Annotated in this window: 10 protein-coding genes; 2 read left to right on the top strand and 8 right to left on the bottom strand. The window is 66.7% G+C overall.

Going from position 1 to position 14682, the window contains the following annotated elements:
* Nucleotides 1-20: 20 nt before the first annotated feature.
* Nucleotides 21-1622, bottom strand: coding sequence for an alpha-L-fucosidase (locus tag AC1DQQ_RS05175; RefSeq protein WP_478044450.1), 1602 nt, complete (start codon nt 1620-1622; stop codon nt 21-23).
* Between the two features lie 149 nt (nt 1623-1771).
* Here AC1DQQ_RS05175 and AC1DQQ_RS05170 point away from each other — a divergent pair, with 149 nt between their 5' ends.
* A complete protein-coding gene (locus AC1DQQ_RS05170; RefSeq protein ID WP_478044449.1) occupies nt 1772-5845 on the top strand; it encodes a glycosyl hydrolase in 4074 nt (1357 codons plus the stop codon).
* A 9-nt stretch (nt 5846-5854) separates the two neighbouring features.
* Here AC1DQQ_RS05170 and AC1DQQ_RS05165 read toward each other — a convergent pair whose 3' ends face one another.
* Nucleotides 5855-6916 (bottom strand): glycoside hydrolase family protein, encoded by a 1062-nt coding sequence (locus AC1DQQ_RS05165; RefSeq protein WP_478044448.1) that lies wholly within the window; start codon nt 6914-6916, stop codon nt 5855-5857.
* Nucleotides 6917-7185: 269 nt separating this feature from the next.
* Between AC1DQQ_RS05165 and AC1DQQ_RS05160 the strand changes: the two genes are divergently transcribed.
* The gene (locus tag AC1DQQ_RS05160) at nt 7186-7920 is read left to right on the top strand and encodes a FadR/GntR family transcriptional regulator (protein ID WP_478044447.1); all 735 of its coding nucleotides are present in this window, start codon (nt 7186-7188) and stop codon (nt 7918-7920) included.
* Nucleotides 7921-8088: 168 nt separating this feature from the next.
* Here the strand turns inward: AC1DQQ_RS05160 and AC1DQQ_RS05155 are convergent, their stop codons facing one another.
* The 6 genes from AC1DQQ_RS05155 to AC1DQQ_RS05130 are packed head-to-tail and all read right to left on the bottom strand — an operon-like array spanning nt 8089 to nt 14680.
* The gene (locus tag AC1DQQ_RS05155; RefSeq protein WP_478042065.1) at nt 8089-8811 is read right to left on the bottom strand and encodes an SDR family oxidoreductase; all 723 of its coding nucleotides are present in this window, start codon (nt 8809-8811) and stop codon (nt 8089-8091) included.
* A gap of 11 nt (nt 8812-8822) precedes the next feature.
* Nucleotides 8823-9872 carry a Gfo/Idh/MocA family protein gene (locus AC1DQQ_RS05150; protein ID WP_478044446.1) on the bottom strand — a complete coding sequence of 350 codons (1050 nt, stop codon included), beginning with the start codon at nt 9870-9872 and terminating at the stop codon, nt 8823-8825.
* On the bottom strand, nt 9869-11038 hold the full coding sequence (locus AC1DQQ_RS05145) for an extracellular solute-binding protein (RefSeq protein WP_478044444.1): 1170 nt from the start codon (nt 11036-11038) through the stop codon (nt 9869-9871). Before AC1DQQ_RS05145 ends, AC1DQQ_RS05150 begins: the two co-directional genes overlap by 4 nt.
* Nucleotides 11038-12198, bottom strand: coding sequence for an ABC transporter permease (locus AC1DQQ_RS05140; RefSeq protein ID WP_478044443.1), 1161 nt, complete (start codon nt 12196-12198; stop codon nt 11038-11040). The genes AC1DQQ_RS05145 and AC1DQQ_RS05140 overlap by 1 nt, the downstream gene beginning before the upstream one ends.
* Complete coding sequence (locus AC1DQQ_RS05135) at nt 12195-13685, bottom strand: sugar ABC transporter ATP-binding protein (protein WP_478044442.1); 1491 nt, start codon at nt 13683-13685, stop codon at nt 12195-12197. The genes AC1DQQ_RS05140 and AC1DQQ_RS05135 overlap by 4 nt, the downstream gene beginning before the upstream one ends.
* Nucleotides 13679-14680 carry a sugar ABC transporter substrate-binding protein gene (locus AC1DQQ_RS05130; RefSeq protein ID WP_478044441.1) on the bottom strand — a complete coding sequence of 334 codons (1002 nt, stop codon included), beginning with the start codon at nt 14678-14680 and terminating at the stop codon, nt 13679-13681. The genes AC1DQQ_RS05135 and AC1DQQ_RS05130 overlap by 7 nt, the downstream gene beginning before the upstream one ends.
* Nucleotides 14681-14682 lie beyond the last annotated feature (2 nt).

The raw sequence follows: 14682 nt of genomic DNA, 5'->3' as shown, positions 1-14682 counted from the left end.
GGCCGCCGTTCAGTCGGTGATCAATGCGTTCGAATACGCAGCGCGTAGGGGAAGGACCCGTCGACTGCGAGGGGCAGGCTCACCTTCAGCCCCTGCGGCGTCTGCTGCCAGCTGATCTTGCCGCCATCGAGCAGTTCGATGCTCCTGATCGGCGCATCGAGATAAGGGGTTCCGGCATAGAGAGTCTTGATCAGCACCTTCCCGTCCGACGGCCGCGCCAGCCCAAGCGCGTAAACGGCGTTGCCCTTGGTGGTGAAACGGATGTCCTGCGCCGTGAAACCCTTGATCGCCGACTGTTCGACCTGGCCGCCGACCCGGACCTGGCCCGATTTGGTCGGCCCCTCGCCGAAATATTTGAACGGGCGCGTGCCGTAGATCGCCTCGCCATTGACCTTGAGCCAGCCGCCCATTCCCTTGAGCACCGAGACGATCTCGTCGGGAATGGTGCCGTCCGACCTGGGGCCGACATTGAGCAGCAGATTGCCGTTCTTGCTGACGATATCGATCAGGTCGGCGACCAGGGATTGCGGGGTGCGATAGCTGTCGTTCCTGGCATAGCCCCAGCTCTTCAGACTGACCGACGTGTCGGACTGCCACGGCGTCAGCCTGAGCTGGTCGGTCTTGCCGCGTTCCATGTCGAACAGGGCGCTGCCCTCGGCGAATTGACCGCCTTTATAGGCAATGATCCCCGGCGCGCCCCAACTCGCGCTGCGGTTGTAATAATAAGCGGCTGTGTCGCGCATCCGCGATTCGAACATCGGCGCGGCGGTCCACCAATCGAAATAGATCAACTCGGGATGATATTTGTCGATCAGCTCCGACGTGCGCCCCATCCAGTCGTCCATGAACGCCTTGCTCGGCGGCAGCCATTCCTGGAGCTGGTTGCCATCGGGCCAGTTGGTCGGGCCGTCGGCGGGCAGGCCCATCGGCGCGGCGGGGCCGTAAAGGCCGGCATATTTCGGATCGTTCACGTCGGAATCGAACGTGCGCCCCATATAATACCACCACCAATGCTCGGCGCGGTGCGAGGACAGGCCGAAATGCATGCCGCGGGCGCGCGCCGCCTTGGCGATCAGGCCGACCACGTCGCGATGCGGACCCATCTCGGCCGCGTCCCATTCGGTGAGGTCGGACTGGTACATCGCGAAGCCGTCGCAATGTTCGGCGACCGGCACGACGTAGCGCGCGCCGGCGTCGGAAAAGAGCTGGACCCAGGCGGCAGGATCGAACTTCTCCGCCTTGAACTGTGGAATGAAGTCCTTGTAACCGAACTTCGATTGCGGGCCGTAAGTCGCCACCTGGTGCTCGTAGGCGGCGTTGCCCGGCACGTACATGTTGCGCGAATACCATTCGTTGGCGAAGGCCGGGACCGAATAGACTCCCCAATGGATGAAGATGCCGAACTTGGCGTCGCGGAACCAATCCGGGGTGCGATAACCGGCGCGCAGCGAATCCCAGTCGGACTTGAACGGCCCCTTCGCGATTCCCGTTTTGACGTTGGTCAATTTGGTGGCGAGCCTGGCCTGATAGCCCGGGATTTCGGCCGACGCGGAAGAGGCCGCCAGTGCCAGTGCGGCGCACATTGCCGCTCCGCGCGCGATGCTCTTGATCAGCGTGGCCATCGCTCTCTCTCTCCCGGTCAAAGCGCGCGGCTGATGCCCGTCGCCAAGGCTCGTGATCTAAATCACCGCGCCCGGGCCGATCAAGCTTTATTATCGTATCATATTACATTATTCGACGTTCAAGCGCCAACGATGGGCGGGAGAGGATTATGGGACTCGGACGTCGCGAATTCCTGGCGGGCGCCGCCGCGGGCAGCTTCGCGGTCACGCTGAGCTGGCCCGAAATGAGCGAGGCCGCGAGCGACGACGCCTTGCTCGATCAATTCCGATCGCCTGGCCCTGATGCGCGCCCGCACACCTGGTGGCATTGGATGAACGGCAACGTCACCGCCGAGGGGATCACGCTAGATCTCGAGGCGCTGGCGCGGGTGGGAGTCGGCGGCGTCCACATGTTCGATGTCGGCTGCGGTATTCCGCAGGGGCCGGCCAAGACGCTGAGCGCCGAATGGGTGAAGATGATCCGTCACGCCGCCGACGAATGCGGTCGGCTGGGGCTGACACTCGTCCTGCACAATTGCCCCGGCTGGTCGTCGAGCGGCGGCCCGTGGATCACGCCCGAGCGCGGGATGCAGCAACTCGTGTGGAGCGAAATAATGGTTGATGACGGCGCTCCGATCGACCGCGTCCTGCCGCGCCCGTTCACCCGGCTCGATCATTATCGCGACGCGATGGTGATCGCTTATCCGGCGCTCTCGGGCGACCGCGCCGCCGCGCGCGGCCAGATCGTCCGCGCGACGCTCAACGGCACGTCTGCCGACGTCCGGCTGATCACCGATGGCGACGGGTCGACCGCGTTCGACGTCAAACCGGGAGACTCGCCATCACAAATCGTGGTCGAGTTCGCCGCGCCCTACCGCGCTCGCTCGATGCTACTGCAGGCTGCGCCGCCGGAGGACAACGCCAATTTCTCGCCTTCGGCCGCCTTCACGCTCGAGGCGTCGGATGACGGCAGGACTTGGCGTCGGCTCGCCCATGCGCCGGTACCGACATGGCGCGTCCACACCACGCCGCCGATCGTCGCCAATTTCGCGGAGACCGCGGCGCGCTTTTACCGGTTGGGTGTACCGGCCGCCTGCCGCCTCTCGGAACTCCGCCTGTCGACCGATCCGCGCGTCGCGGACATCGGCGCCAAAGGCGGCTGGGGGCGCTATGCCAATATCGGCGAGACGCCCGATGCGTCTGACCAGGGCGCCACGATCGATCCGGCACAGGTGATCGACCTCAGTCGCTTTATGGATGCCGACGGCCGGTTGCGCTGGACGCCACCCAAAGGCGCCTGGACCATCCTCCGCTTCGGCCATACCGCGACGGGAGCGCGCAACGTTTCCGCCGCGACCGCGGGCATCGGCCTGGAATGCGACAAATTCAGTGCCGACGCGCTCGACTTCCATTTCGACGCCTATTTTCGCGAATTGCTCCCCGCGCTCGAGCGGCTCGGCCGACGCCAGCTCGCGGGTGTGCTGATCGACAGTTACGAAGTCGGCATGCAGAATTGGACCGCGGCCATGCCGCGCGAGTTTGAGGCACGGCGCGGCTATGCGCTGACCAGATACATGCCCGCACTGACCGGCCGGCTGGTGGGCGACCCTGAGACGACCGAACGCTTTTTGTGGGACATGCGCCGCCTTCAGGCGATCCTGATGGAAGACCTTTATTACGGCCGCTTCCACGATCTGTGCCGCCAGCACGGATTGCTGTCCTTCACCGAGCCCTATGGCAACGGCCCGTTCGACGACCAGCGTCCCGGCGCCAAGGTCGACAGCCTGATGGGCGAATTCTGGGTGCGCGGCGGCGCCGCCGCTTATTCGGTCAAGGTCGCCGCGACCACCGCGCACGTTCAGGGCAAGACTTTCGTCGGCGCCGAATCCTTCACCGGCCGCCCGGCTCAGTCGCGCTGGCAGGAGCATCCCTATGCGATGAAGGGCCTGGGCGACGAGATGTACGCACTCGGCCTCAACCATTTCGTGTTCCACCGCTATGCCCAGCAGCCGCACCCGACCGCGCGGCCCGGCATGACGATGGGCCCCTGGGGATTCCATTTCGACCGGACCAACACCTGGTTCGACGAGGCCAAACCGTGGCTGAGCTATGCCACGCGCTGTCAGCACATGCTGTCCTCGGGCAATTTCGTCGCCGATATCCTGTTCTTCACGGGCGAGAATTCTCCGGTGCAATGCCCGGTCGATATCGAGGAGCCGATCGCGGCCACCTTGTCGGGCCCGCGGCCCAGGCTGCCGCATTCGGTCCCGGCGGGGCACGATTACGATGTGTGCGGCGCCGATGTGCTGCACGAACGCGCGCGGATCGAGGGCAATCACATCGTGCTGCCCGACGGCATGCGCTACAGGTTGCTGGTGATGCCCGACGACCCGCGCATCACGCGCGAAACATTGGCCAGGATCGACGACCTGGTCCGAGCGGGCATGTGGCTGGTCGGCGCGCGGGTCGAACGCTCGCACGGGCTGCACGACTATCCGAACAGCGATGCCGAGGTGAAACGGCTGGCAAGCGGCTTGTGGGGCGACCTCGACGGCAAGACGCGGACATCGCGCGCCTGCGGCAAGGGACGCGTTTTCTGGGGCGTGTCGCTTGAGCGGGTGTTGGCTGAGGCGGGGTTCGCGGCGGACGTCGCGATCTCGACCCGCGCCAACGACGCCAAGATCCACTGGATCCATCGCCGCACCGCCGATGCGGAAATCTATTTCATGTCCAACGCGCGGCGGCGTCCCGAGGATCTGGTCGCAACTTTCCGCATTGCCGGGCGCCAGCCCGAATGCTGGGACCCGATGACCGGGGAGACCCATTCCCTGCCGGTGTACGAACAGGCTGACGGCCATATCCGCGTTGCCCTTCGGCTCGACGAGGCAGGCTCGTGCTTCGTCGTTTTCCGCAAGCCGGGCGCCGCGTCGGGTGCGCCCACCTTGCGCGGACCGGCGACCGAAGTGCTGCGGACTGCCGCCTATCCCGCTGCCCCGCGCGAGGAGGCCGAGGGACGCTTCACGATTTCGGCCTGGATCAAGCCCGAGGTCGAACTGTGGCCGATCAGTCCCGACATGGCCGTGCCCAACCCCGAACCCAAACTGGCGGCCGGACGCGCCGTCGCGCTCGCCCGCGGTGGGAACGTGGAGACGCTGGGGATCGCCGGCGCCAGCTTCCTGATCGATCCGCCCGCCGGCAAGACGATCTACGGCGCGGGCAACGCCACCGTTGCGCTATCGGCGGGTCGCAACGGCGTCATCGCTTATGCCAATGAAGGCGACAGCTATCGCGCGGTGCTGTCGGCACCGACACCGATCGCGGGATGGACTCATCTCGCGCTGACCGCCGACAATGGCCGCACCGCATTGTTCCTCGACGGGAAGCCGGTCGCCACCGGCCTGCCGATAAAGGCGCGGCTCCACGCCCTGCTCAACGCCACGATCAACCAGCCGCGATTGTTCGAAGGCGACAGCGCCGGGCTGAGGCTGCATCGGGACGTACTCGATCGATCGGCGATCGGCCGCCTCGCCGCCGAACAGCCCCCGGCGCCCACCGCGCCGCCTGCCTGCGAAATCGTCCCGAGCGGGCTGCTCCTCTGGCAGGCGGGACGGTACGCCCTTGGCGACCGGCAAATCGATGCTGCCACGATCCCCTCGCCCGTCGGTCTTGCCGGTCCATGGCAGGTCTCCTTCCCGCCCGACCTCGGCACGCCGGCGGCGATCACCCTCGACCGCCTCGCGTCGCTGCATCGGCATGCCGACTTCGGAGTCCGGCACTTTTCCGGCACGGCGACCTGGCGGACGCGGTTCGCGGTTCCGGCTTCGACCCTGGGGAGCGACCGGCGGCTGTATATCGATCTCGGCCGTGTCGAGGTGATTGCGCGCGTCGTGGTCAACGGCAAACCCTTGGGCGCGCTGTGGAAGCCGCCCTTCCGCATCGATGTAACGGATGCCGTGCGCGCCGGCGACAATCTGCTCGAGGTGCACGTCACCAACCTCTGGCCCAACCGCCTAATCGGAGACGAACATTTTCCGTCCGAGAACGCCTATACGGTCAATGCGTTCGGCTGGGATGGCGGGATCGAGCGGCTACCCGATTGGTATCGCGACGGCCGTCCCAAACCATCCGGCCAACGGGTCGCCTTCACCACCTGGAAACATTATTCGGCGGACTCGCCGCTGCTCGAATCCGGCCTGCTCGGACCCGTCCTGCTACGCAGCGCGCGGTTCATCCGCTTGAGCTGAGCGCGACGTCTACCAGGGTTTGGATCGCGCCACGGCCAGGCCGCGTGTGTCGTTGGGCCATTTGCCGCTGACCGCGCAATAGAAGTGATAGAGAGCGCCGTCGTGATAGATCACGGCGGGTTTGTGGGCGAATTTCTCGTCGATCGAGCCCGGCGCGCCGATGTCGAGCAGCACCTCGTCGACTTTCTCGAACCTTGTCGGCGTGCGCCCGAGCGCAAGCAACTCGCGACACGGGCCGTCATTGGCGCGGCCGAAATAGAACATCCCCCACTCGCCACGATGCTTCACCACTACTGGGTCGCTCGCGAAGCGCGCGTCCGGAGCGCCATTGGGCCCGTTGCGGATCAGCGGATTGCCGGGGTGACGCGTCCAGGTCTTGAGATCCTTCGAGGTGGCGAGCCCGGTCTGCTCGACCCATGGCGTGCCCGTCGTCTTGGCGTTGTAATAGAGGTAGAAGGTGTCCCCCTCCTTGATCAGATACGGCTTGTAGAGCCCGCCGCGTTCCCACTCGGCGCCGTCCTCCGGTCGCAGGATCACCGGCCCGCGTTGCCAGCGGAGAAAATCGTCGCTCCAGGCGAGACCGATTACCGCCGCGCCCTGCTCATATCCCGCGCCGGGATAAGCGTGCCAGGCGGCGAGATACCGTCCGCCGATCTTGACCAGCCGCGCCGGCGACTGGAGCTCGTTTTCGCGCAGGATCGAGGCGGAGGCGATATTGTAGCGGGTGACCGGATCATTGGGATCGCGTGCGAGGATCATGCCCTTGCGCGTCCAAAGGAGCAGGTCGGTCGATTCACAGATGCCGGTCTGATAGCCGTCGCCGTCGAAGCCGACATAGGTCAGATAGAATTTGTCATTGGCCGAGAAGACGAACGGACAATCGACGGATTTGGCGTCGAATTCTCCGGCGACACCTGATCCGCCCAGGATCAGCTTCGGATATTTGTACGGCGTGCGATAATCGGCGGCCGGATCGGTGGCGGCGCGCGCGAAGCCGGGAAGCGCCAGCGCGCCGGCGGCGCCCGCCGCCATGCCGAGGATGCCCCGGCGGTCGAACTCGGCCCTCTCCATTGTCCTGCTCCTGCGTCGCCGGCTTACGCCCGGCCATTGCGAAATCACGCTATCGTCCTGCTCAATTGGGGCCAAGTCATTTGTCATATTAATTGTCGTTTTCTGGCGGCGCGCGCGGTTGCTTTATGCGTGACCGGCGTCATAGTTGGGCGGGGAAAAGAACATGGGGACGAACGCTATCCACTTCCGGACTTTGGCCGATGGCTGACCGCGAAATACGCGAGCCGGGCACCATCCGCTCTACCTCTCGGCGCAGGCCGGCTACCCCGATGGAAGCCGAGATCAGCTTCCACAAATTCAACCGCAAGGCGCGGTCGAACCACGACCAGGTCGCCCGCGCTTTGGGCATCGAGATCATGTCGGGCGTCTATCCGCCGGGCACGCGATTGCCGCACGAGGCCGATGTGCTCGAGCGGTTCGGCATCTCGCGCACCGTATTGCGCGAGGCGCTCAAGACGCTGACCGCCAAGGGCCTGATCGCCTCCAAGTCGCGGGTCGGTACCAAGGTGCTCGACGAGACCCATTGGAACCTGTTCGACGCCGATGTGCTGTCGTGGAAAGTGGCGCAGGGGTTCGATGAGAAATTGAGCAACGACCTCGCCGAGATCCGGCGAGCGATCGAGCCGCGCGCCGCCGCGCTCGCCGCCGGGCATGCCGACCGCGAGGTCATCGCGCAGCTCCGCCGTTGCATCGCCGATATGCGTGCCGCGACTGACAGCCGGCGACATTTCGCCGAGGCCGACCTCGAATTCCACCGCGCGATCGGGGCCGCATCGGGCAACATGCTGATGCGCGCGCTATCCGCGGTGATCGAGACCGCGCTGGTCGAATCCTTCACGCTGAGTTCGCCGGTCCGCGACCTTGCCCAGCACGAAACGGTAGTGCGCAAGCACGAACGCATCGTCGACGCGATCGAAGCGCGCGATCCCCAGGCCGCCGCAGCGGCGATGGACGCAGTGATCGTCCGCGGTGTCAGGGGCGTGGACGGCGCACTGGTGACCTGACCTGGGAGCTCCCCCTCCCTGCAAGGGAGGGGCTGGGGGTGGGTGCGCGCGTCTGCGCGCCCAAAAAAACCAGCTGATCGGCAAAACAGCATCGACGAGGCATCGAGCCTCGTCGATGCTCACCCACCCCTTAATCCCCTCCCTTGCAGGGAGGGGACAAGACTCGCCTCAGATCGTCCACCCACCGTCGATGATCTGCACCTGCCCAGTCGTGTAGGTCGCCCCTGCTAGATAGACGACCAGATCGGCGATTTCTTCGGGCGCGCCGATCCGGCCGATCGGCTGGCGCGCAATGAAGGCGGCGCGCGCGCCGTCATAATCGCCGCCGGCGGACAGACGATCGTGCAATGACGGTGTCTCGACCGTGCCCGGACAGATCGCAGTGACGCGGATGTTATTGCCGACGAAATCGGCCGCGATCGACTTGGTCAGCCCAACCACCGCCGCCTTGGTCACGGTATAGGCGAAGCGGTTGGGCACTCCCTTCACGCTCGACGCCACCGACGACATGTTGATGATCGCGCCGCCGCCGCGCTCGACCATGCCGGGCAGAACCGCCTGGCAGGTCCGCGTCATCGCGATGACGTTGAGCCGCCATGCGAAATCGAGATCGGCATCGCTCGTCTCGAGCACGGTTCCGCCGTGGACGACGCCCGCGCAATTGAACAGGATGTCGATCGTCTCGTCGCCAAGCGCCGCGACCGCTTCGGGGTCGAGCACGTCAAGCCGGCGCGTCTCGATCCGCTCGCCGGCCAAGCCGTCCAGCCCCGCTTCGTTGGCGTCGGTGGCAATGACACGCGCGCCCGCGGCGGCAAGTGCCAGCACCGAGGCGCGGCCAATGCCTTGTGCGGCAGCGGTGACAAGGGCGGTCTTTCCAGTCAGGTCGATCAACGTCTTGGTCCTCAAAGTTGGGGAATTGGAGTGCCGGGCACTTTGCCCGCCCTATAACAGGCTTCGACCAGCGCCATAGTCCGCCAGGCGTCATCGACGCGAGTAGCAAGCACCTCGTCCTCGCCCGCGGCGAAACGCTGGAGATTGGCCATCGGGCCGATGAACGCGTCGGGGAACCAGGCGCCCGCGAGCGCGACCTGCTCCCACGGTCCGCCACGCGGGGCGAGCCAGAGTTCGTCGGGCTCGCCCGCCGGATAATCGAGCAGCACGCCGAGCTTGGCCTGGGTCGCGCCGTCTGTGCCCTCGACCCGGAAGCTCGCGTCCTGGTGACGGCGGCCGAAATCGTGATGATGGTTGATCGACAGCAGCACCCGGAGCGTGTCGCCGTAATCGAGCAGGATCGACGTCCGCGTGTCGGCGAGTTCGCTCGACGGATGGCCGAAACTCCGCGCGAACACGCCTTGCGGGTCGCCGATCAGGGCGCGGATCGTGTCGAGATAATGGATCGAATGGCTGACGATCTCGACCCGTGGATTGGGCTTGAGATGCGGAAACAGATGCCAGGGCGTGACGAGGTTGATACGTATCTCGACCTCGACCAGCTCGCCGAGCCGACCCTGTCGAATCGCATCGGCGATTGCGAGCATCATCGCCGAATATCGTAGCTGGAAATTGACCGACGCGATGAGCCCGCCCGCCCGCGCCGTGTCGCGGATCGCGGTCGCTTCGGCGAGGTCAAGCCCCATCGGTTTCTGCAACAGCACCGCCGCCCCTACGGGCAGCGCCTCGAGGATCGCGCGGTGCGCGACCGGCGGCGCGGCGACGTCGAATACCGCATCGGCCCTCGCCGCTTCCGCGATCGAGGCGAAGACGTGCGGCACGTCCCATTGCGCCGCGAGCGTTCGGGCACGCTCCTGATCGAGATCGAACAGGCCGGCGACGTGGAAGCCGGCCTTGCGATAAGCAGGCAAATGCGCGTCGGCGACGATGCCGCCGGTCCCGATGATGACGATCGGCCGCGGCGCCGACGGCATCGGCCATTGCTGCTGGAGCGCGGTCATGACGCCACCCTTGCCTGTGCCTCGGCAAGCAGCTCGGCGGTCGCGCAATCGGTCGTCACCGCCGCGGTCATCAGATCGTCGACGATATGGCTGATCCGCGCCAGGTCCGCCGTCAGCGGCATCTCGCGGGCATGTTCGTGCAGCCATTCGAGCCGGTGATAATAAGGCATGAGCGCGTTGATCTCGGGATCGGTCCAGGTCGAGCGCCGCACGCCGATCGCGCCTTCTGTCGTGGTCAGCCGGTCCATTGGCGCGGTGGCGCAATGGCGGAGGAAATCCCAGGCGAGTTCTTTGTTCGCCGATCCCGATCCGATCGCGAGCACCCAGAAGACGTTGAGCGACACGCTGCGCCCGCCCGGCCCCGCCGGCAGCGGCGCGACGTCGACCAGTCCGCGCACCCGGCTGTCCGCGGCGGTATCGGCATAGGCAGCGAAGCCGAACCAATTGGCCATCAGCGCGACCTTGCCCTCGGCGAACAGGCTCCCCGATTGGACGCTGTCCAGCGAGCGGCAGTCGGGCGCGATCGCATCTTGGTCGGCCGCCAGCATTCGGAGGAAATCGAGCGCGGCGTGTGCGGCCGGGGAGGTGAAATCCGGCCGGCCGTCGGCGTCGAAAACTTCGCCGCCGCGCGACCAGATTTGGATGCAGAAATCGTAGAAGCTGTTGTGCCCGTCGGGGAACAACGCCAGCACAGTGCCGCAGCGGCCGCCGGCGGGGTCGTGATGCTGGCGCGCGAGGGCGTGGAACTCCTCCCAAGTTGCGGGAGGTTCGGCGATCAAGTCCTTACGATAGATGAGACATTCCGGTCCGTCGTGATAGGGCATGGCCCAAAAGCCACCATCGAACCGCTGCAGCCCGGTCAGCGACTGGCTCCAGGCGTCGGGAAAATCGGCGATCGGTGCGCGCGCCATGTGCGGCGTCAGATCCTCGAGCAGATTGTCGGCAACCGCCTCGGCCAGCCAGTCGGTGTTGAGGAAGGCGATGTCCCATGCGCCGGTCGCAAGGCCGCGCTGTCCGATCACGCTTTCGTGCAACGGGTTGAGGTCCATCGGCACCGTCTCGAGTTCGGCCTCGACGCCATAGCTGCGCGCAAAATCGGCGAATTGCGCGGCAATCGCGCTTTCGAACGGCCCAAAGCGGCGAACCGCGATGCGGAGCTTCGCCATTAGCCGGCCTCCGCCACGGCAGGAGCGGCGGGCGCGGTATCGACCGCGGCGCGGCGCGCGCGCCGGCGATCACCACCGACCGTGTAGATCGCCGCCGCGGCGATCACCACCGCGCCCTCGATCAGTCCCTGATAGCTGGCGCCGAGGTCGAGCACGTTGAATCCATTGGTCAGGGTGAACAGCAATAGCGCGCCGATCACGGTCTTGAGCACGCTGCCCGCGCCGCCCAGCAGCGACGTGCCGCCCAGGATCGCGGCGGCGATCACGGTGAGTTCGGTACCCTGGAGCGCGGTCGGGTTGATCGCGCCCAACCGACAACCGAACAGCACGCCGGCGAACCCGGCTGCCGCGCTCGACAGGACGAAGGCGCCGAGCTTGTAGGCATGGACGTTGATCCCCGACAGCCGCGCCGCCTCGGCATTGCCGCCGACCGCGTAGATGCGCCGCCCGATGACGGTGAAACGCAGCACCGCCCAGACCGCGACGGTGAACAACGCGAGATAGACGACGGGCGCCGCGACGGTGAAATCCCTCCCCGCGAGCAGCGCCAGCACCGCGACGACCACGCCCGCCAGCGCGTCAAGCGGCCGCCTCTTCCACGCCGCGAGCGCCAGCAGCGCTACCGCGAACAGCAAGGCAGCCCAGAAGATCGGCACGCGCGTGCTCTCGAACGCCAGCATCTGCTCGAGCACGTCGGGGCGCTCGACCATCAGCGAGCGTCCATCGGTCAGGACGAGCACCAGCCCCCTGACCGCGGTGAGCGTGCCGAGCGTGACGATGAAGGCATTGATCCCGATGAACTGCACTACTGCGCCGTTGAAGATGCCGACGGCGATCGCGGTGACGATCGCGGCACCAGCGGCCAGCGGGAAGCCGATGCTCGGTGCCAGACCGACCAACACCGCCGCGGCGAGCGCCGCGACCGACGCCACGGACAAGTCGAACGCGCCGGTGATCAGCATCACCGTCATCGCCACGCCCATGATCCCGACCAAAGATGCCTGGTAGACGATGTTGCCGAGATTCTGCGACGACAAATAATTGGGCAAGCCGCGCGATTGCGCGATTGCCGCGAGCAACGCGAGCAGGATCAGCAGCGCGTAATAGACGCCCGCTTCTCGCAGACCGAAGGTCCGGCGCCAGTCGATGGTTCGGGTCATGCGGCGATGTCCGTTCTGGATTGGGTTCCACTGGCGAGCTGGATCAGCCCGGCCTCGTCAGTCGTCGCCGGATCGACCTGGGCAACGATCGCGCCGTCGCGCATCACCAGGACGCGATCGGTGACGGCGAGCAATTCCTCGAATTCCGAGCTGACCAGCAAAACCGCCAATCCCTGATCGGCAAGGCGACGGATCAGCCGCAGGATGTCGGTGCGTGCGCCGATGTCGATCCCGGCGGTCGGCTCGTCGAGCAGCAATAGGCGCGTGCGCGGGGTCAGCCATTTGGCGATCACCACTTTCTGCGCATTGCCGCCCGAAAGTTCGCCCACCAAAGCCTCTGCATCGGGCGCCTTGATCGCGAGATCGTCGATCGCGGCGGTCGCCACAGCGCGCTCGCGACGCGGCGCGATCAGCCAGCCATTATGCGGCAAAGCGATGCTCTCGGCGATCGTCATGCCAGGAATGAATCCCTGCGCAGCGCGATCCTCCGGCACCAAAGCGATGCCCGCAGCGACCGCTTCGGCCGGATCGCGGCCCACTTCCTCCCCGCCGAGCAGGACGGTGCCCCGCGCCGCGGGATCGGCACCGAAGATCGCGTGGAGCAATTCGCTGCGACCCGAGCCGAGCATGCCGGCGATGCCGACGATCTCCCCGGCAGCGATGGAGAAAGTCGTCGGCGCGAGCTTTCCGGGCGAGGCGAGGTCGCGAACATCGAGCAACGCGTCACCTGCCGGAGGGGGCCGCTCGACTCGTTCGAGCGCCGTAACCGAGCGCCCGGCAATCGCCGCCGCGATCGCCGCTTCGTCGAGGTCCGCCGTCCGCGCGTCGAGCACCGCACGGCCATCACGCAGCACGGTGACCTCGTCGGTCAGCGCGACGATCTCATCGAGGAAGTGCGAGACGAACAATATTGCCCGCCCCTCGCCCGCCAGTCGGCGGATAGTGCGATAGACCTGCTCGCGCTCGTCGCCCGCGAGCGACGCGGTCGGCTCGTCCATGATCAGCAAGGCGGGGTCGCTCATCAGCCCCTGCGCGATCGCGACCATCTGGCGCGTGCCGATCGGCAAGTCGCCGATGATCGCATCGAGATCGAACGGGTCGCCCAGCGACTGCGCGACCGCCATCGCCCGGTCGCGCGCGGCACGGTCGATGCGCCATCCGCCGCGCTGCTCGAGCAGCATATTCTCGAGCACCGACAAGGTCGGGACGAGCGGAATATGCTGATAGATGGTGGCGACGCCTCCGGCCCGCGCGGCGCGCGGATTGGTCCAGCGCACCGGCTCGCCGCGCCACTCGATGCTGCCGCCGCTCGCCGGGATCGCGCCCGCCAGCACCTTGATCAGCGTCGACTTGCCGGCGCCATTCGCGCCGAGCAGCCCATGAACCTTGCCTGCGCGCACCGTCAGATCGACCCCGCGCAGCGCGATGGTGCCGTTGGGCCAGACCTTCTCCAGCCCGCGCAATTGGAGGAGCGGCGCGTCTACCATTGCCCGACGCATTCGCCGATCGTGGCGCGCGTGACCGCCGGGATCGGATAGGTGCGGAAGCGCGGCGTATTGCCATTCCTGTCATGGAGCGCCGCGAACGCCAGGGCACCGAGCGCCTCCGGCTTGAAGCAGACCGTACCGTCGACCGCGCCGGCTTTGATCGAGGCGATGCCGAGCTTCGATCCGCCCACCCCGATCAGCCGCGCCCACGAGCCGCCGGCGCGGACCGCGCGCGCGCAACCGATCATCATGTCATCGGCCTCATTGTAGAACAGGTCGATATCGGGGTGCGCGGCGAGGATGTTCTGGCACGCTGCCTCGCCGCCTTCGCTGGTCCAATTGCCGGGCTGCGATGCGACGACGACGTAGCGTGCGCCTGCTGTGTCGAGCGCCGCGCGGAATCCCCGGGCGCGCTGCTCGACCTCGGGGAATCCGGCCGCGCCCTCGATGATCGCGATCCGCGCCAGCCGGTCGCGCGGCAGCCAGCGAAGCGCCAGGCTCCCCGCCGCGCGCCCCGCCGCCACTTCGTCCTGGGAGGCGAGCGCCATGAGGCCGGGATAGACGTCCTCGACCGATCGCGCCTTGGGATCGCCGACCAATGCCGCGACCGCCGCGATCGGCACGTTCTGCGCATTGGCTCGGCGAACCCAGCCCTGCGCAACCACCGAATCGAGCGGCATCACCGCGATTCCGGCGACGCGCTGCGCGATCAGATCGTCGATGTCGTTGGCCTGTTTCTGGACGTCGCCCTTGGCGTCGAGCACCACCGCGCTCGCCCCGGCGCGCGCCGCCGCGTCGCTGAACCCCTTGGCGATCGCCGCGGCGAAGGGATAGCTCAGCCCGACCGTCGACAGGCCATAGCGCGGCCCGCCAGTCCTGCTGCTGCTAACCACGCCCGCCTCCGCCCGCGCCGCCTGTCGTACGCCGACCAACGACGCTGCCGCCACCGCGGCGACCATCACGCATAAGGCTATCGGGATCGGGCGCAGCCGCATCG

The organism is Sphingomonas sp. P4_G3, assembly GCF_056401105.1.
The sequence above is the reverse complement of the archived record's forward strand: the minus strand, read 5'-3'. Positions and strand labels throughout refer to the sequence as shown.